Annotated in this window: 13 protein-coding genes and 2 pseudogenes; 1 reads left to right on the top strand and 14 read right to left on the bottom strand. The window is 64.3% G+C overall.

Annotation, left to right across the window (positions count from 1 at the left end; genetic code table 11):
* Positions 1-6: 6 nt before the first annotated feature.
* The 4 genes and pseudogenes from BMY90_RS01830 to BMY90_RS01820 form a co-directional block, all read right to left on the bottom strand.
* Positions 7-1,461, bottom strand: a complete 1,455-nt coding sequence (locus tag BMY90_RS01830) for a glycoside hydrolase family 125 protein (RefSeq protein ID WP_092700793.1) — start codon at positions 1,459-1,461, stop codon at positions 7-9.
* Between the two features lie 28 nt (positions 1,462-1,489).
* Positions 1,490-2,938: pseudogene (locus BMY90_RS17535) on the bottom strand (glycoside hydrolase family 3 C-terminal domain-containing protein); the annotation flags it as partial.
* A gap of 240 nt (positions 2,939-3,178) precedes the next feature.
* Positions 3,179-3,952: pseudogene (locus BMY90_RS17530) on the bottom strand (glycoside hydrolase family 3 protein); the annotation flags it as partial.
* A 140-nt stretch (positions 3,953-4,092) separates the two neighbouring features.
* A complete protein-coding gene (locus BMY90_RS01820) occupies positions 4,093-6,693 on the bottom strand; it encodes a beta-mannosidase (protein WP_092701072.1) in 2,601 nt (866 codons plus the stop codon).
* 416 nt (positions 6,694-7,109) lie between these two features.
* Between BMY90_RS01820 and BMY90_RS01815 the strand changes: the two genes are divergently transcribed.
* Positions 7,110-8,030 (top strand): MBL fold metallo-hydrolase, encoded by a 921-nt coding sequence (locus BMY90_RS01815; RefSeq protein ID WP_008212853.1) that lies wholly within the window; start codon positions 7,110-7,112, stop codon positions 8,028-8,030.
* A 13-nt stretch (positions 8,031-8,043) separates the two neighbouring features.
* Here BMY90_RS01815 and bla read toward each other — a convergent pair whose 3' ends face one another.
* From bla to rpsA, 10 genes are all read right to left on the bottom strand, one after another.
* Positions 8,044-8,877, bottom strand: a complete 834-nt coding sequence (gene bla / locus BMY90_RS01810) for a subclass B3 metallo-beta-lactamase (protein ID WP_092700788.1) — start codon at positions 8,875-8,877, stop codon at positions 8,044-8,046.
* A gap of 250 nt (positions 8,878-9,127) precedes the next feature.
* On the bottom strand, positions 9,128-9,475 hold the full coding sequence (locus tag BMY90_RS01805; protein ID WP_008212849.1) for a tRNA-binding protein: 348 nt from the start codon (positions 9,473-9,475) through the stop codon (positions 9,128-9,130).
* A gap of 8 nt (positions 9,476-9,483) precedes the next feature.
* Positions 9,484-10,773, bottom strand: a complete 1,290-nt coding sequence (locus tag BMY90_RS01800; protein ID WP_092700785.1) for an NAD(P)/FAD-dependent oxidoreductase — start codon at positions 10,771-10,773, stop codon at positions 9,484-9,486.
* Positions 10,774-10,869: 96 nt separating this feature from the next.
* Complete coding sequence (galU, locus tag BMY90_RS01795; protein WP_092700781.1) at positions 10,870-11,742, bottom strand: UTP--glucose-1-phosphate uridylyltransferase GalU; 873 nt, start codon at positions 11,740-11,742, stop codon at positions 10,870-10,872.
* Positions 11,739-13,637: a polysaccharide biosynthesis protein gene (locus BMY90_RS01790; protein WP_008212841.1), complete on the bottom strand. Its 1,899-nt coding sequence runs from the start codon at positions 13,635-13,637 to the stop codon at positions 11,739-11,741. The genes galU and BMY90_RS01790 overlap by 4 nt, the downstream gene beginning before the upstream one ends.
* On the bottom strand, positions 13,624-14,655 hold the full coding sequence (locus tag BMY90_RS01785; protein ID WP_245734793.1) for an MraY family glycosyltransferase: 1,032 nt from the start codon (positions 14,653-14,655) through the stop codon (positions 13,624-13,626). The genes BMY90_RS01790 and BMY90_RS01785 overlap by 14 nt, the downstream gene beginning before the upstream one ends.
* A gap of 7 nt (positions 14,656-14,662) precedes the next feature.
* On the bottom strand, positions 14,663-15,835 hold the full coding sequence (lapB, locus tag BMY90_RS01780; RefSeq protein ID WP_092700776.1) for a lipopolysaccharide assembly protein LapB: 1,173 nt from the start codon (positions 15,833-15,835) through the stop codon (positions 14,663-14,665).
* The gene (locus BMY90_RS01775) at positions 15,832-16,092 is read right to left on the bottom strand and encodes a LapA family protein (protein WP_008212836.1); all 261 of its coding nucleotides are present in this window, start codon (positions 16,090-16,092) and stop codon (positions 15,832-15,834) included. The genes lapB and BMY90_RS01775 overlap by 4 nt, the downstream gene beginning before the upstream one ends.
* 140 nt (positions 16,093-16,232) lie before the next feature.
* Complete coding sequence (locus BMY90_RS01770; protein ID WP_008212834.1) at positions 16,233-16,532, bottom strand: integration host factor subunit beta; 300 nt, start codon at positions 16,530-16,532, stop codon at positions 16,233-16,235.
* 68 nt (positions 16,533-16,600) lie between these two features.
* Complete coding sequence (gene rpsA / locus BMY90_RS01765; protein WP_092700773.1) at positions 16,601-18,277, bottom strand: 30S ribosomal protein S1; 1,677 nt, start codon at positions 18,275-18,277, stop codon at positions 16,601-16,603.
* Positions 18,278-18,303: the final 26 nt, after the last annotated feature.

Here is an 18,303-nt window from a genome sequence, read left to right as displayed (position 1 = left end):
GTGCGCTCAGGCGCGCCGCAGCAGATCGGGATGGCGTCCAGCCAGGTCGACGATGAGTTCGCCGAACAGCGAGTTGGCCCAGGCGAACCAGGGCCGGGTGAAATGGGTCGGATCGTCCTGATCGAAAGCTTCATGCATGAAACCGGTACCGGCATGCGTGGTCTTGAGCCAGTGCAGGCACTGGCGGATTTCGTCGGGGTCGTTGCTGGTCAGTGCGCGCACCATGATCGACATCGGCCAGATCATGCGCAGCCCCTCGTGCGGGCCACCGATGCCCTGCGCTGCGGTGCCGCTGAAGAAGTACGGGTTGCGCGTGCTCCAGGCCTGCGTGCGAGTGCGCTGGTAACGCGCATCGTCGCGTTTGCAGAAGCCCAGGTAGGCCATCGCGGACAGGCTGGGAATGTTCGCGTCATCCATGAACAACTGGTTGCCGTAGCCATCCACCTCGTAAGCCCATACGTCGGTGCCGTCCGCATCGCGGATCAACGCGTGCTGCTGCAGTGCCGTTTCCACTTCACTGGCCAGCGCTTCGCAATCGGCGGCGAAAGCGTGGTCGCCATGCAGCGCGCGTGACATCTGTGCGAGCTGGTGCAGCGAGACCACCGCGAACGCATTCGCCGGTACAAACAGCGGATAGATGCAGGCATCGTCGGAGGGGCGGAACATCGAGAAGATCAGCCCGACCGGTCGCGCCGGGTTGCCGTAACCACCCAGCGGCACGGTATCCGTGGGGATCGCCGAACTGCGCTGGAAATGGTACGGGCCGTGTCCGTGCTTGCGCTGTTGCTCGCGGAAGGTGGCCAACACTTTGTGCATCGAGGCACGCCAGTCGTCGTCGAACGGCGTGCGATCGCCGGTGGCCTGCCAGTAGCCGTGCATCATCCGGATCGGCCAGCACAGCGAATCGATTTCCCATTTGCGTTCGGCCACGCCGGGCTTCATGTCGGTGAGATCGTGCTGTGCCCAGTCCAGCGTGGTCTTGCCGTGCGGATCGGGCAGGAAGGCGTTGGCGTAGGGATCGATCGAAATGCACAGCGCCTGACGCCGGATCAGTCCCTGGAACAAGCGGCGCAGCGATTTGTCCTTCGCCGCCAGCGGCAGGTAAGGCCATACCTGCGCCGAGGAATCGCGCAGCCACATTGCATCGATGTCACCGGTGACCACGAACGTGTCCGGCTTGCCGTGCAGCGTGTCCAGATGCACGGTGGTGTCCAGTGTGTTCGGGTAGCAATTGCCGAACAGCCACGCCAGCTCGGGATCGCCGATCTTCGACTGGATGCGCGCAATCTCCTGCTCCACCGCCGCGCTGGTGAACTTGCGCTTGGCCGGCGGCGGTCGGTGGCTGATCAGCGCTCCCGATGCCGACGACACCGCAGCCGCCATGCCTTGCGTGGTGAGCGCAAAGGCGCTGGTGGCGGCAGTGCTGCCGATCAGTTTGAGCATGTCTCGACGTGTAAGCATGGCAGGACTCGTGGGAGGATTTTCGTGGTCACGGCGCCAGCGCCTCGCGACCGTCGATGGAAAAATGTGCCGCGACGCCAGCGGCATGCCCGGGTTGACCCGCGCCAATGAAAACGCGGTACTGACCGGGCTCGACTGCCCTCGCACCAGCCGCATCGACGCTACTCAACTGCCGCGGCGCCAACGTGAAACGCACCAGGCGCTGCTCGCCCGCGGCAAGGTGGATACGACGAAAACCGACCAGTGCATGACGTGGTGCCAGCGGCGATGGCGGAGTGTCCAGATAGACCTGCACCACTTCGTCGCCGGCACGCTGACCGGCATTGCGCACTTCGGCGCTGACTTGCAGGGTGCCGCCCGCTTTCAGCGTCGCTGTCGACAACGTCGGCGCCGCATACGTGAACCGCGTATAGCTCAGCCCATAGCCGAACGGGTACAACGGCCTGCCATCGAAATAGCGATAAGTGCGCCCCTGCATGGCGTAACTGACATACGGCGGCAAGTCGCGGGTCGACCGGTAGAAGGTCACCGGCAGGCGGCCGCCCGGGTTGTAGTCGCCCGCCAGCACCTGCGCGATGGCAGTGCCACCGGCCTGCCCCGGATACCACGCTGCGAGGATGGCATCGGCATGTTGCTGCGCCCAGTCCAACGCCACGGCACTGCCTGACAGCAACACCACGATCAACGGCTTGCCGGAAGCCCTGGCGCGTTCCAGCAGTGCGCGCTGCGGTGCCGGCAAACCGATATCGGTGCGATCGCCGCCATCGAAACCCGGCACGTCGATGCGCAATTGCTCGCCTTCGACATCCGGCGACAGACCGATGAAGGCGACCACGGCATCGGCGTCGTGTAGTACGCGTTCCGCGGCCGCCAATTGCGCGGCCGGTGGCGCCTGCCACTGCAGGCGCACGCCCTGGTCCTGGCCGCTATGCACCAGCTCCAGGCGCAGGGTATGGGGATGGCTGTCGGCAAAATGCAGTTGGACCTTGAGGTCACTTGCGTCGCTGTGATCGGCGATCACCGGCTTGCCATCCACGTACAGGCGCACGGGATCGTGGCCGCTGCAGTCGAAGCAGCGATCGACATGCACGGCCAGCACGTAATCGCCTAGCCCTGGCGGAAGCAGTTGACCGCTCCAGCGCACAGCGTAGTGATCGGGATCGAGGCCGACGGCCGGGGCGACGCGATCCCAATCGAAATCGATCACGCGATCGGTACGTGTGAGCTTCGGCGTGCCGCTGAAATCGAGGTTGTCGTAGTACGCCCCGGTCAGACCCACCGCGCCGCCATCCGTGCGCAAGGCGGTCTCGGGCACCGGTATCGACACGCCGAGCGCGATCGGCGCGCCTTGCGCATAGGCCACATGGTCGGCCCCGAAACGTGCACGCAACCCCTGCAACGGTGTCACCGGATGGCGCGCGGTACCGTGGTAATTCGCTTCCAGCGTTTCCAACGCATCCGCGTCCGGACCGATCACCGCCAGGCGCATGCCGGCATGCAATGGCAAGGTGCCATGCGCGTTTTTCAGCAGCACCAGCGACTCCAGCGCTGCCTGCAAGGCCAGCTTGCGATGCGCCGGGCTGTCGATCTGATCCGCACCGATGCGGGCATACGGATCATCGCTGCGACCACCCAGCTCGCCGAGGCGGTAGCGCGCGGTGAACAGGCGCACCAGCGCGGTATCCAGCGCGGACTCGGCAATGTCGCCCTGGCGCACCGCCTGCGCCAGGCTGGCATAGGTGTGGCCGCAGTCGAGATCGGTGCCCGCTTGCACGGCAGCCACCGAGGCCTGCACGTCATCCGGTTTGAAATAATGGTACGAGGCGATGTCGCCAACGGCATCGCAGTCGGACACGACATAGCCGGCAAAGCCCCAGTCCTTGCGCAGGCGCGTGTCCAGCAACCCCGCATTGGCGCAGGCCGGCGTGCCATGCAAGGCGTTGTACGCGCACATCACCGAACCGGCATGGCCATCGACGACCGCAGTGCGGAACGCCGGCAGGTAGGTGTCTTCCAGATCATGCGGAGAGACATCGACGTCGAAGCTGTCGCGCCCGGCTTCCGGTCCGCTGTGTGCGACGAAATGCTTGGGCGTGGCGATGGCGCGCGGATGCTGCGGGTCATCGCCCTGGATGCCGCGCACGAAGGCCACGGCGAGCTGGCCAGTCAGGTACGGATCTTCGCCATAGGTTTCCTGCCCACGGCCCCAGCGCGGATCACGGAAAATGTTGATGTTCGGCGACCACAAGGTCAGCCCCTGGAACAGACCGTGGGCATGACCGCTGCCCGATGCGTTGAACTTGGCCCGTGCCTCGGTCGAGATCACCGTGCCCACCGCATGCAGCAGCGAGGTGTCCCAGCTTGCGGCCAGTCCGATCGCCTGCGGAAACACGGTGGCGTAACCGTTGCGGGCGATGCCGTGCAAGCCTTCGCTCCACCAGTCGTAGGCCGGCACACCCAGGCGCGGGATCGCCGGCGCATCGTTCTGCATCTGCGCCACTTTCTCCGGCAGCGTCATCTTCGCCACCAGTGCCACCGCACGTGAATGCGCGTCCGGCGTCCGTGCATCGACACACCCCGCCACCAGCGCGAAACCAAACGCGCAAGTCATGGCGAGGGCGCCGACCGGCATCATGGCCGCGTATCTACCGTGGCCCCGGCGAGGCTGCGCACATGCAAGGCATGGCGCAACGCGGCTGGATCGGCATCGCTGTGGACCTGCAAGGTGACCTTCTGCCCGGGCAGCAGGGTGAATGCATTGTCGGAAAGCCGCGCATCCAGCTTGCCGAAATCGACCCACACTTCGCGCGCAAGGTTCCTGGCGCTGACCGTAAGCTGATGGCCGTCCGACGAAAGCGTTGCGTGCAGGCCAGGATCGGGCAGGTCCAATGCCTTGGCCACGTCGAAGTACAGCACGTGACGACTCAGCAACTTGCCGTGATCGAGCAGATCGAACACCGCCATGCTGCGATGCGAATCGGCGCCATGCAGCAGCTGCGCATCGGCCAGGTCGGCGACCCGCGTGCTGGCTAGCGCGGCGACGTGCACATCCTGCACGTGCTGCTGCAGCAGTTTGCCGTGCATGTCCAATACGCGCGTGCGCAATTGCGCATCGAACGGCGTGGTGCGATCGGACACCAGCGACACCTGCGTGCGGCCATTCTGGCGGATCGGCACCACCCGCAGCGGCGCGTAGAAGCGCTTCGCGTGGTACTGCAACGCCTTCCAGCGACCGTCGTAGTCGATGCTGGCCCAGGTGATGCCGGGCCACACGTCGTTGAGCTGCCAATACAGCGAGCCCATGGTCTGCGGACGCGAGGCGCGCAGGTGCTCGGCGGCCAGCTCGATGCCCTCGGCCTGCATCACCTGGCTGAGATAGACCAGCGCAGCGAAATTCTTCGGCTTGCCGTACTCGCGCTCGACGTACATCAGCAGGCGCTGGTTGCCCTTGCCCTTGTCGAACTTCTGGTGCGCGCGCAACACGGGCGAATCGAGGGAGAGATCGGCCGGCTTGAGCACGCTACGCAATGTCGCCAGCGCGGGGAACGACTGCAGGCCGTATTCGGACTGGAAGCGCGGTGTCACACCCAGATAGGCGGTGGCCGGCAGCGCGTCACCCGACCACACGTTCCAGTAATGGTAGTCGCCGTTGTCCAGCACGTTGGCCTTGGTGTCGTAGTCGCTGCTGGGGGTGCTCGGCCAATACGGCACGTCGGGTGATTGCGATGCGACCACGTCGCGCAAGGTGTGGTCGAACAACTCACGCATGCCTTGCTCGACGCGCTGGCTTTCGGCCTTGCCCTGCGCTTTCTTGAAATCCAGGCTTGTGCCCCAGGACTCCCACGCGGTTTCGACCTCGTTGTTGCCGACCCAAACGACGATGGACGGATGGTCGCGCAACCGATCCACCTGCTGGATCGCCTCGATCCGGGTGTTGTCGCGGAAAGCCTCGTCGTAAGGCGGGATCGCACCGCCGAACATGAAGTCCTGCCAGATCATCAGGCCCAGCTTGTCGGCCTCGGCATAGAACGCATCATCGAAGTAATAACCACCGCCCCAGACGCGCAGCATGTTCATGTTGGCATCGCGCGCGGACTGCAGCATCGCGTCGATGCGGGCTGGCGTGACGCGATTCGGGAACATGTCCTGCGGAATCACGTTCGCGCCCTTGGCGAAGATCGGCACACCGTTCACCACGAACTCAAAGCTCTTGCCCCACTGATCCTTTTGCCGACGCAGCTCCACGCTGCGCAAGCCGGTTTCGCGATCCGCGCTGGCCAGCATCTTGCCGCCGCGGGCGATATCCACGTGGAAGTCGTACAGGTTGGGTGCGCCGTAGCCGACCGGCCACCAGCGCTGCGGATGGTCGATGCGCAGCGGCAACGCAACGTGGTTGTCGCCGACCTTCAGCACGACCTCGTGCTGCAACGACTGCGTACTGCCATCCGGCGCGCGCCAGTGCAGCGTCACCTGCACCGGACCGGCTGAGTCGGAGTCGATGTCCAGTTGTGCCTGCAGTTCCGCGACGTCGGCGGTGACGTGCGGTTGCGCCATGTGGAAATCCGCCAGCCGCAGGCTGTCCCAGCCCTGCAGTCGCACGTCATGCCAGATGCCTTCGGTGACGATGCGCGGGCCCCAGTCCCAGCCGTACTGGTAGGCCGCCTTGCGCACGTAGTTGGCGGTCTGCTTGCCCACGGGTTCGTCGCCGAACGCCGAGTCGAACTCGCCGGGCAACGCATACGCCTGCTTGAGCAGCCATGGCTGCAGCCGCTTGATCGGCGAATGCAGGGTGACGGTAAGCGTGTTCGCGCCGGCATGCAGCAGTTTCTTCACCGGCACCCGCCAACGCCGGAACATGTTGTCGGCAGACAGGATCGGATGGCCATTGAGGCTGACGTCGGCAAAGGTATCCAGGCCATCGAACACCAGATCCACGTGGCCTTGCTGCAGCGTCGCGGCATCCACCTGCAACGTGGTCCGGTATTGCCAATCGGCCAGGCCGACCCACTGCACCTTGGCTTCGTTGTCGCGGTAGTACGGCGCCGGGATCAGGCCGGCCGCCAGCAGGTCGGTCTGCACCGTGCCCGGCACCTGGGCGGAATGCCAGGTGCTGGCGCCGGGGTGTTCAGCCGCCGCGGTCGACCCGGGCACCAGACGGAATTGCCAGCCGTGGTCAACCGTTTGCGTCGCGGCCATGGCCGGAAGGGTCAGGCTTGCAGCAAGCAACAGCATGGCGCCGAGCAGGGTCAGGTTACGTCCGAAGGCGAAGCGGCCATGGGCGTTGCCACGTTCGGCAAGCGCGGGCGCAGGCTGTCCGACAGTCTGCGTGGACGCGGGCGGCGCAAGGCCGTCGTTGCCGTTTCGGTATCCGTCCACAGTCACACTGCGCTTCATCATCCGATCTCCCCCGCCCCGCCAGACCTGTCCCATGCCGTTCGAGCCCGTCCAGCCGCAGCTCTTCAACGGATAATTTAAATCGATCTAAACGTACTCCACGAAAGATACCGTCGTTTGGGTTTTGTACGCAAGCCGGGCCGACCAGGCGCGCACGGGCTACGGCGGATATTCGACTTATCGCCAATCCTTACTCTCCACTCGGGTTCAGTTGGCCTTGTTATCCTCGTCTTTCACCCATGTGCGAGCAGACCATGTCCCTACCCGACATCATCACCATCGACACCGGTTTCGTGCGCCCGCATTTCGACGCGGCCTATCTGCTGGTGGAAAACGGTCGGGGCGCCTTCGTCGATTGCGGCACCAACCATTCGGTACCGCGCATGCTGGCGGCGCTGGACAAGGCCGGGCTGACGCCAGCCCAGGTCGACTGGCTGATCCTCACCCATGTGCACCTCGACCATGCCGGCGGCGCGGGCGAGCTGATCGCGCAATTGCCGAACGCGAAACTGGTGGTGCATCCGCGTGGTGCGCGGCACATGATCGATCCCTCGAAACTGTGGGCCGGCGCCAGTGCGGTGTACGGCGACGAGGTGATGGAAAAAACCTATGGCCGGCTGAAACCGATTCCCGCCGAACGCGTGATCGAGGCAACCGACGGTTACGAGGTGGACCTGGCCGGACGCACGCTGCGCTGCCTGGACACCCCGGGCCATGCACGCCACCACAACACCGTGCACGACGTGCGCAACAACGTGTGCTTCACCGGCGACGTGTTCGGCCTGTCCTATCGTGATTTCGACACCGCGAACGGCCCGTTCATCCTGCCGACCACCTCACCGGTGCAGTTCGATCCCGAGGCCCTGCACGCCTCGATCCATCGCCTGCTCGCATTGAACCCCGCGGCGATGTACCTGACCCATTACGGCCGCGTGGAAGACGTTGAACGGCTCGCCGCCGACCTGCATACGCAGATCGATGCGATGGTGGCCATCGCGCTGGCGGCCAACAGCAAGCATGATCGGCATGCCGTCCTGCTCGACGATCTGGCCAATTTCTATGCCGGCCGCGCCGCCGCCCACGGCTGGACGAAAGGCCGTGAGGCGCTGGGCGAGCTGATCGGCATGGACATCGAGTTGAACGCGCAAGGGCTGGAGGTATGGCTGGGGCGCTGAGGCGTAATCCGGTTCAGTGCACCGCACGTTCCTTCGCCAGCACTGCATCGAAAGCGCGGCTTGCTGAAGCCGCTAAGCGCTTGCAGGCATCGGCATCGACCAGTGGATCAGGCCGCACGCCACGATCACGCGCAGCCACCTTGGCCATGAAGTCGATGGCGTCAGGATGCGGCGTCAGCAGGATGTCGCACGGCAACGCCGCCACCGTCCGGAACGAATGCCGAAATGACGCCACCACCTGCGGGTGTGCACTGAAACGGTAGCCCGGGCGACCGATCGCGGTGAGGCTTCCGACATACGCCATCGCCCGACAACGCGAACCCTCGCACGAGCGCCAGGTGAACGAAGCATTCCCCGGTGTGTGGCCCGGCGTGTCATGCACCGCGACTGCCAACGGTCCGACGCGCACGACACCGCCATCACGCACCGTTTCCACATGCGCGACGGCAGGATAGCGCGGCACATCCCCATACAAGGGATCGCCAGGATCGTTGCCGCCGGCTTCAAGTTCGCGTGCACCCTCGACGCTGGCAACGACGCGCGCGCCGCTGTCCCGCGCCAGTGCGGCGATGGCCCCGGCATGGTCATGGTGGGCATGCGAATTCAGGATCACGCGGATATCGTGCAGATGGAACCCGAGAGCACGGATGTTCGCCTCGATCATCGGTGCGTTCCGGGTCAGCGTCCCGTCGATCAGGATATGCCCCTGCGGCGAGGTGATCAGGATCGCGCTCAACCCCTCCGAGCCGACGTACCAGGTATTGGCGTAGATGCGGAAGGGTTTCCGCGGCTGGCTCCAGCTGGCGTCCATCGCCATGCTGGCGCCGGCCATCGACAGCAATGCCATCGCGAGAAGAAATCGAGCGGATCGTGCCACAGTACACTCCACGGAAAGACAGGACCCTCCATGCTGGGCCGCATCACTGCTCGCGGAATGACCTGGCAAGCAAAACCCGTAGCCATCGAATGGCCATTTCATGGCAACACGCCGGGCGGCCACTCAGAGCCTGCCCACGATCTCGTTCATGCCCTCATCTTTCCGATGCGGGAGCCACTCGTAGGCGCCCGTTCAACAGGGAAAGATCGTGAACAGACTCTCAGGCCAGTCGCGTACCGTTCGGCACAGGGCGCTCGATGGCGGTGAGCACCACGCCTTCGTCGGTGGGAAAGCCGGTGAGCAGGAACTGCGAACGGAACGGGCCGATCTGTTTCTCCGGAAAATTGATCACGCCCACGATCTGCCGGCCGACAAGTTCCTCGGCACTGTACAGGGCGACGATCTGCGCACTGGTTTTCCTTTCGCCGTAAGGGCCAAAGTCCGCCCATACCTTCCACGCCGGCTTGCGCGCTTCGGGGAAAGCTTCCGCCTTCACCACGGTACCGGCCACGATCAATACCTTTTCGAAATCGTGCCAGCTGATTTCAGCGAAGTCTGTCTGCGTCATTGTGTGGTTCATCCTTCCAGTCTCGTCTTCAACCAGTCATTGCCTTCCTGCCACCAGTAATTGGCCTGCGCGGCGAGAAAACCCAGCGGTTTGTGCGTGCTGGCCAGGCCGTAATCGGCAAACTGTTTCCAGCCCTCGTCACCCTCGGCAATGGCCGCGGCCAGCAACTCGCCGGCGGCACAGGTGGGCGCCAGGCCATGGCCACCGAAGGCCTGCGCCCACCACAATCCCTGGCCATCGCTGCCGAGTTGCGGCATCTGGTGCCGCGCGTAACTCATCAGGCCGGACCAGGCGTAATCGATCTTTACACCATCCATCTGCGGAAACACGCGCAGCAGATCCCGCCGCAACAAGCGCTGCACGGCATGCGACGAGCGATTGCGAATGGAGATGCGTCCGCCCCACAACAGCCGCGTATCCGGCAGTGGGCGGTAATAGTCGAAGGCGAAGCGGGTGTCATAGATCGCCGCACGCGTGCGCAGGCAATCCGCCAGACGATCGCCCAGCGGCTCGGTGGCCATCACGTAAGTGGCAATCGGCAGGACCGAGCGGTCGATGGTCCGATTCAAACCGGCCAGATAGCCGCCACAAGCCAGCACCACCTGTTCGGCCTGCAGCTCACCGTGCGGCGTATCGAGGCACCAATGCGCGCCTTCGCGACGCAGGCGCCAGACCTCGCTGTTCTCGTGGATGCGCACGCCCTGCCCGACCGCCCCGGCCGCCAGGCCAATGGCATAGTTGAGCGGATGCAGGTGCAAGGCGTTGCGTTCGTACAGACCGTCGGCATAGCGCCGGCTGCGGATGCGCTCGCGCAGTTCATCCTGCCCCAGCCATTCCCAGTGCGTGTCGTAGTGCTCGGCCAGCAGTTGCTGGCGTCGGCGCAACACGGCCGGATCACGGAACCAGTTGGCCCAGATCACGCCTTCGTCCACTGCATCGCACGCAATGGCATGGGTGGCGATGCGTTCGCGGATGCGCTGCACCGCTGCCGTGGTCAATCCGAACAAGGCCCGCGCACGGGCCTCGCCCAGTTGATCAAGCAGGGCCTGTTCGCCCAGTGAGTAGCCGGCGAAGACGAAGCCACCGTTGCGACCCGAGGCACCGAAACCGACCTGTTCGCGCTCCAGCAGCACCACGTCGCGCACGCCACGCTCCGCCAGACCCAATGCGGTATTGAGACCGGCATAACCACCACCGATGACGACCACGCGCGCTTCATGCCGCCCTTGCAGGGGCGCATGCGGTGCGTACGGCGTGGCCGTGGCGCGATAGTACGAAGGAACCGGTGGCTGCTTCATGGGTGAGGTGAATGGACCGGGCGACAGCCGAGCATAGCGCGATCCATCGCGCCACCGAACCCGACGGGCCTGCCACCCCCGAAGCGGGTCGTCAGCTCAGAGCTGGCTGACGAACTCGCGCACGGTCGGTGCCAGGGTCGGATCCTGCATCGCCATGTGCATGGTGGCACGCACCAGGCCAGCCTTGTTGCCGCAATCGAAGCGCGTGCCCTCGAAGCGATAGGCCAGCACCTTGCCCTGTTCCTTCAGCAAGGCTTCGATGGCATCGGTCAGCTGGATCTCGCCGCCGGCGCCCGGCGTGGTTTGTTCGAGCAACTGGAAGATGCGACCGGGCAACACGTAACGTCCCACCACCGCGAGGTTGGACGGCGCGTCGGCCGGCTTCGGCTTTTCCACCATGAAACGGATGCGTGCGCTGCGTTCGTCGATGCGTTCCGCGTCGACGATGCCGTACTTGTCGGTCTGGTCGTGCGGCACCTCTTCCACCGCGATCACGCCAGCCTGTTCGGCGTCACCCAGTTCGGCCATCTGGCGCAGGGCGCCATGGCCCTTGTTCCAGATCAGGTCATCGGGAAGCACCACGCCGAATGGCTCGTCGCCCACCACCGGTTTGGCGCACAGCACCGCATGGCCGAGGCCAAGCGCTTCCGGCTGGGTCACGAAGATGGCGCGCACGTTGCGCGGCAAGGTGCCCTGCACCAGCGCCAGCAATTCGTCCTTGCCCTTCTTTTCCAGTTTCGCTTCCAGCTCATAGGCCTTGTCGAAATAATCGGCAATGGCGTGCTTGTAGCGATTGGTGACGAAAATCAATGTGTCGGCGCCGGCATCCACCGCCTCGTCCACGGCGTACTGGATCAGCGGCCGATCCAGCACCGGCAACATTTCCTTGGCCACCACCTTGGTGGCCGGCAGGAAGCGCGTGCCGAGACCGGCTACCGGGAACACCACCTTGCGCAACGGTTTGCTCACACACTTTCTCCTGATTCATGACGGCGCATCGAGATCACGTTGTCCGGCTGCACCGCATCGCTCCAGCGGAACGAGGGCAACAGGCCGGATACGCATTGCCGCAAATGGTCTTCATCGAATTCCACGACCGCCTCGGCGGCCTTGGCAAACTGCACCTGCAGCAACTCCCACGACACCTGGCGATGCTGCGCCAGGAAGATCTTGGCGTGCCGCGTCGCGGTGTAGTTTTCCAACGGGTGGAACAGTTCCTCGAACAGTTTTTCGCCGGAGCGCAAACCGGTGTAGACGATCGGGATCTCGCTGCCAGGCTTCTTGCCGGCGAGGCGGATCATCTGCTCGGCCAGGTCACGGATCTTGATCGGCTCGCCCATGTCCAGCGCGAAGATCTCGCCGCCCTCGCCCAACGTCGCGGCCTGCAGGATCAACTGGCTGGCCTCGGGGATGGTCATGAAATAGCGCGAGATTTCCGGATGGGTGATGGTGACCGGGCCACCACCGCGAATCTGTTCGCGGAACAGCGGAACCACCGAGCCGGCCGAATCGAGCACGTTGCCGAAGCGCACGGTAATGAAGCGCGTGGCCGAATGCGCATTGAGATTCTGGCACCAGATTTCGGCGATGCGCTTGCAGGCGCCCATCACGCTGGTCGGGTTGACGGCCTTGTCGGTGGAAATCAGCACGAAGCATTCCACGCCGTAGCGATCGGACAGGTCAGCCACGATGCGCGTGCCCAGCACGTTGTTGCGGAAACCGGCACGCAGTTGCCCTTGCAGCATCGGCACATGCTTGTAGGCCGCCGCGTGGAACACTACCTGCGGCTTGGTTTCGGCGAACAATCGGCGCATCGCCACCTCGTCGCCGCAATCGGCGAGGATCCCGTTGAAGATCATTTCCGGGTAGGCAGCGCGCAATTCACGCCCGATCTTGTACAGGTTGTACTCGCTGCGCTCGACCACGGTGAGCGAATGCGCGCCCAGTCGCGCCACCTGACGGCACAGTTCCGAACCGATCGAGCCACCACCCCCGGTCACCAGCACGCGGCGCCCGGTCAGGGTTTCGCGAATGGCCGTCCAGTCCAGTTCGACCGTATCCCGGCCGAGCAGGTCCTCGATGGCCACTTCCTTGATCTCGTTGAACTGCGCGCGCCCGGCGACGACGTCTTCCAGCTTGGGCACGGTGCGATAAGGCAGGCCTGTGCCGTCGCACAGTTCGACCACGCGCCGCACGTCGGCAGGACTGGCCGCAGGCAAGGCAATCAGCAGCATTTGCACGGCTGCCTCGCGCGCCACGTCGGGCAATTGCTCCAGCGAGCCCAGTACCGGGCAGCCGTTGATGCGGGCACCGCGCAGGCTGGGTCGATCATCCACGAAACCGACCACCGCGTAGCGGGCGTCACGCTGCAGGTCCCGCAACAGGGCCTCGCCTGCGCTTTCCGCCCCCAGGATCAGCACGCGCTGCCCTCCCTGGTTCGGGAACAAGGCCAGACGGCTATCCTTCCATACGCGATAGGCCACGCGCGGGGTACCCAGGCACATCGCCAGCACGAACGGATACAGCAGCAGCACCGAACGCGGCACGCCATCCAGGCGGTTGTAGACGAACAGGGCGAGATAGATGGCAATCGCGCCCAGCACCGCGGCGCGCAGGATGTTCCACAGGTCCGGCAGGCTGGCGAAGCGCCACACGCCCTTGTAGAGGCCGGTCCAGGCAAAGATCAGCCCCTGCACCGCCAGCACCACCGGAAATTCCAGTTGGGCGAAGCCGATCTGCAGCGAGGGATCCAGCGCGTAGCGAAGTTCCTTCGCCGCCCACCACGCCAGCGCTGTCATCAGAAGGTCGTGCGCAATGATGGCGACACGAGGGTGGACGATGCCGATGGTTTTACGGAGCGACATGACGAGCCTTGTGCAGATTGCGCCGCAAGAGTCGGCGTTTCAGCGCCAGCCATGTTGCTGCCGCAGCCAGGTAGGCCACGACGCAGAACGGCAACGCCATCCCTGGGACAAACAGGGAAGCTGCCGCCAACGGCAACGCTACCAGGAGATTCCATCCCAGATAACGCGCAACACCCCCTGTATGCGAACAGCCCTTTCTCACCATCCACTGATAAAGGTGTTCGCGGTGCGCACTATACCAGCGGCGTCGACGTTGCATCCGGCTCAACAAGGTTAGACTGGCGTCTGCGACAAAGGCTGAACAGAGAATCAAGGCCGGCCAGAGCAAACGGGGCTCGATCCGCCACAGCATGGCGATCAGCATGAACAGCAGCAAACCGAGGCTACCGCTTCCCGCATCGCCCATGAAAATGCGGGCCGGCGAAACGTTGTAGCGCCAGAAGCCGAGACAGGCCGCTGCCGTACAGGCACATGCCACACACAAGGCCGGCTGTCCGACCAGCCATGCGATGACGCCCAGCCCGCTGGCCACGAAGATGCCCTGCTGCGCCAGCAGGCCATCGATGCCGTCCATGAAATTGTGCAGGTTGACGCTCCAGGCCCCGGCCAGGATCAACAGCGCCCACCACCCCCATGACAGACCGCTGGCCAGCAGCAGGCCCGAAAACAGCGCGGCGGCAATCAACTGGATGCCAAATCGCGGCAGGATCGGCAGCGAATGATGGTCGTCCAGCCAGCCGACCAGGGCCACCAGCGCAAAGGCCACGGCCAGCCCGATGACCACCGTCACGGGCCATGCCTGGGGTAGCAGATACAGACTTGCCGGCACCGTCACCAGCACGGCAGCCACGATGCCGACGCCCCCGCCACGCGGCGTGGGCACGGTGTGCGAGCGACGATAGCCCGGCTGATCAAGCATGCCGCGACGATGCGCATAACCGATGGCCGCGCGCACCACGCCAGCCGACAGCAGCAGCGATGCCAGCACCATCCCTATCGCCAGCACGAAAGGTGACATCAGCGCCTCACTCGTTGGCAACGCCGTGGATCGGGCGGATCGTGCTCCAGTTCTTGCAGCTCGGGCACTGCCAGTGATGCGCCTTGGCGCCGAAGCCGCAACGGCTGCAGCGGTACATCGCCTGCCCTTCCAGAAGCTTGCGCGTCAGGTCGCGCAGGATCAGGAAGTTCTCGCGCGCCTCGCCCTGGATCTTGTCCATGGTGGCATCGATCAAGGCCATCAGGCCGCGCACCGAAGGCCGCTGGCGCAACTGCGAGGTCAGGAATTCGATGGCCGGCTTCTCGCCATCGCGCTGCTGGTACAGCCGGGTCAGTGCCAGTACCGGGGAAATACCGTTGTAGCGGGCCAGGATGTCGCAAAGGAACCGTTCCGCACGCTCCATCTGGCCGGAGCGTGCATAGCCATCCAGCAACGGCGGAAGGATTTCCGGGACGAAGGCGATGTCGGCGTTCACCGCTTGCTCGTAAGCATCCACAGCGTCGGCCAGGCGGCCCTCATCCACATACAGGCGACCGGTGAGCATGAATGCGCGCACGCATTCGGGTTGGCATTCGAACGCCTGCTTCAGGTATTCGCGCGCTTCGGCTCGTGCCCCATGCTGGCGCGATTGCTCGGCCAGTTCGCAATAAAACTGCGCGATGGTGGTCGACTCGTCCTCGCCGGCCATCGCCTCCAGCCGACGCGCATGCTCGATCGCCTTGTGCCAGTCCCGCTCGTGCTGGTAGATCGCAATCAGGTGACGCAAAGCTGAGGGCGCATGCGCATTCATCGCCACCAGGTCGGAGAACAGTGTTTCGGCGCGATCGAGCAGGCCCGCGCGCATGTAGTCTTCGCCCAGTTCGAGCAGGGCCACCGTCTTCATCGCCTCGGTCAGGCCGGGGCGCGACACCAGGTGCTGGTGCAGGCGGATGGCACGATCGACTTCGCCGCGACGGCGAAACAGGTTACCCAATGCCAGATGCGTTTCGACGGTATCGCGGTTGTATTCGGCCAGGCGCAGGAAGACTTCGATGGCCTTGTCCTGCTCCTCGTTGAGCAGATAGTTCAGGCCGCGGAAATAGTCCGAAGACAGCTCGCTCACGCGCGCTCCCGAGCGCCGCGCACCGGCCCGGCGCGCCGTCCACCAGCCGCTGATGAAGGCCGCGGGAATCAGCAAGGCCAACAGGTAGATCGGAGTCATGCGTCAGCCGACGCCTTGGGATCGCGCTTGCGCGCCTGCAGCCGGCGTTGCCGGCGGTGTTTCGACGACACGCCCAGCCATGCGGTCAGGCCGCCCAGCAGCCAGCCGATGACGAGTGCGCCAAGCAGCGCCGCGCCCTTGGGCAACTGCAACCGGGCGAAGCCCAGGTCGTAGTTCACCAGGTCGGCGTTGAGTGCACCCAGCACCACCCCAGCGGCAATGAAAAGCAGAAGGATGAGGATCACGATCGGTCGCATCGGATGACTTTAACCGATTGCCGTCGAACGGCACAGGCACTGCCAGCTTCCGATGGGCGGTCATTCACGATCTCCAGGCAAAAAGAAGGCAGGACCGGCTTGTCGCCGCCTGCCTCGTTTCGTCTGGCTGGAACAGGCCCTTAGTCGGCCGTCTGCTCCAGATGCATGTTCACGCGTTCGCGCAGTTCCTTGCCCGGCTTGAAATGCGGCACATGCTTGCCGGGCAGCGCCACGGCTTCGCCCGTCTTGGGATTGCGTCCCATGCGCGGTGGCCGGTAATGCAGGGCGAAGCTGCCAAAGCCGCGTACTTCGATGCGTTCACCATGCGCCAAAGCGTGGCTCATCTGCTCGATCACGCTCTTGACCGCCAGCTCGACATCGCCAAACGCAAGATGGGTCTGGCGCCGTGCCAGCGCCTCGATCAGTTCGGATTTGGTCATGGGTCCCCAATGTCCGTGACATGAAACGGCATGGGGCGGCGCAACACCGCCCCATGCCAGGCATGGCCTTAGTCAGCCTTGTTGAGCTGTTCCTGCAGCAGTGCACCAAGCTTGGTGGTGGCACCGCCATTGGCGGAACCATACTCGGCCATGGCGTCCTGCACGTCGGCCTCGTCCTTGGCGCGGATCGAGAGCGCCAGCTGGCGACCCTTGCGATCCATGCCGGTGAACTTGGCCTCGACCTTGTCGCCCACCTTCAGATGCTGGGTGGCATCCTCGATACGCTCCTTGGCGATATCGTTGGCGCGCAGGTAACCCTCCACGCCCTCGCCCAGGTCGATCACTGCACCCTTCGCATCGACTTCCTTGACGGTGCCGTTGACGATCGTGCCGCGCGGATTGGCTGCCATGAACTGACCGAACGGATCCTGCTCCATCTGCTTGATGCCGAGGGAGATGCGCTCGCGCTCCGGATCCACCGCCAGCACCACGGCCTCGATCTCGTCGCCCTTCTTGAAGTTGCGCACGAGGTCTTCGCCGGACACCTGCCAGGAGATGTCGGACAGGTGCACCAGACCGTCGATGCCGCCGTCCAGGCCGATGAAGATGCCGAAGTCGGTGATCGACTTGATCTGACCGGAGACCTTGTCGTTCTTCTTGTGCATGGCGGCGAACGCTTCCCACGGATTGGAACGCGTCTGCTTGATGCCCAGCGAGATGCGACGACGCTCTTCGTCCACGTCCAGCACCATCACTTCGGTCTCGTCGCCAACCTGAACCACCTTGGCCGGGTTGACGTTCTTGTTGGTCCAGTCCATTTCGGACACGTGGACCAGGCCTTCCACGCCCGGCTCGATCTCGACGAAGCAGCCGTAATCGGTGACGTTGGAAACCTTGCCGAAGATGCGGCTGCTGACCGGGTAACGACGCGAGATGTTCACCCACGGATCGTCGCCCAGCTGCTTCAGGCCCAGCGAAACGCGGTTGCGCTCGCGGTCGAACTTCAGCACGCGCACGTCCAGCTCATCGCCGACGTTGACCACTTCGGACGGGTGACGCACACGCTTCCACGCCATGTCGGTGATGTGCAGCAGGCCGTCGATGCCGCCCAGGTCCACGAATGCGCCGTAATCGGTGAGGTTCTTGACCACACCCTTGACGACGGCACCCTCGACCAGGCGCTCAAGCAGCTTCTCGCGCTCCTCGGAGAACTCGGTCTCGACGACGGCGCGGCGGCTGACCACCACGTTGTTGCGCTTGCGGTCCAGCTTGATGATCTTGAACTCGAGTTCCTTGCCCTCGAGGTACACCGGGTCGCGCACCGGGCGCACATCCACCAACGAACCGGGCAGGAACGCGCGAACGTCCTTGATGTCGACGGTGAAGCCGCCCTTGACCTTGCCGGAAATCATGCCGGTGACGGTCTCTTCCTTGTCGAAGGCGTCTTCCAGAGTGTCCCACACCATGGAACGCTTGGCCTTCTCGCGGGAGAGCTTGGTCTCGCCGAAGCCGTCTTCCAGGGCATCGAGGGCAACCTTCACCTCGTCGCCCACCTGCACTTCCAACTCGCCCTTCTCGTCCTTGAACTGCTCGATCGGGACGATGCCTTCGCTCTTCAGGCCCGCATTGATGACGACGACGTCGTTGCGGATCTCCACCACGATGCCGGTGACGATGGCGCCGGGCTTGAGCTTGGCGATGGCGCTCTGGCTCTGTTCAAACAGTTCGGCAAAACTTTCAGTCATGTTGATTCCAGAATGAGAAAAGACCG

This window comes from Rhodanobacter glycinis (assembly GCF_900114325.1).
Taxonomy (GTDB): domain Bacteria; phylum Pseudomonadota; class Gammaproteobacteria; order Xanthomonadales; family Rhodanobacteraceae; genus Rhodanobacter_A; species Rhodanobacter_A glycinis.
This window is presented reverse-complemented; position numbering and strand designations above follow the sequence as displayed.

Coding starts and splice junctions, on each gene's coding strand:
- BMY90_RS01830 (WP_092700793.1), bottom strand. CDS start 1,461: ATGCTTACACGTCGAGACATGCTCAAACTGATCGGCAGCACTGCCGCC.
- BMY90_RS01820 (WP_092701072.1), bottom strand. CDS start 6,693: ATGCTGTTGCTTGCTGCAAGCCTGACCCTTCCGGCCATGGCCGCGACG.
- BMY90_RS01815 (WP_008212853.1), top strand. CDS start 7,110: ATGTCCCTACCCGACATCATCACCATCGACACCGGTTTCGTGCGCCCG.
- bla (WP_092700788.1), bottom strand. CDS start 8,877: ATGGCATTGCTGTCGATGGCCGGCGCCAGCATGGCGATGGACGCCAGC.
- BMY90_RS01805 (WP_008212849.1), bottom strand. CDS start 9,475: ATGACGCAGACAGACTTCGCTGAAATCAGCTGGCACGATTTCGAAAAG.
- BMY90_RS01800 (WP_092700785.1), bottom strand. CDS start 10,773: ATGAAGCAGCCACCGGTTCCTTCGTACTATCGCGCCACGGCCACGCCG.
- BMY90_RS01790 (WP_008212841.1), bottom strand. CDS start 13,637: ATGTCGCTCCGTAAAACCATCGGCATCGTCCACCCTCGTGTCGCCATC.
- BMY90_RS01785 (WP_245734793.1), bottom strand. CDS start 14,655: ATGTCACCTTTCGTGCTGGCGATAGGGATGGTGCTGGCATCGCTGCTG.
- lapB (WP_092700776.1), bottom strand. CDS start 15,835: ATGACTCCGATCTACCTGTTGGCCTTGCTGATTCCCGCGGCCTTCATC.
- BMY90_RS01775 (WP_008212836.1), bottom strand. CDS start 16,092: ATGCGACCGATCGTGATCCTCATCCTTCTGCTTTTCATTGCCGCTGGG.
- BMY90_RS01770 (WP_008212834.1), bottom strand. CDS start 16,532: ATGACCAAATCCGAACTGATCGAGGCGCTGGCACGGCGCCAGACCCAT.
- rpsA (WP_092700773.1), bottom strand. CDS start 18,277: ATGACTGAAAGTTTTGCCGAACTGTTTGAACAGAGCCAGAGCGCCATC.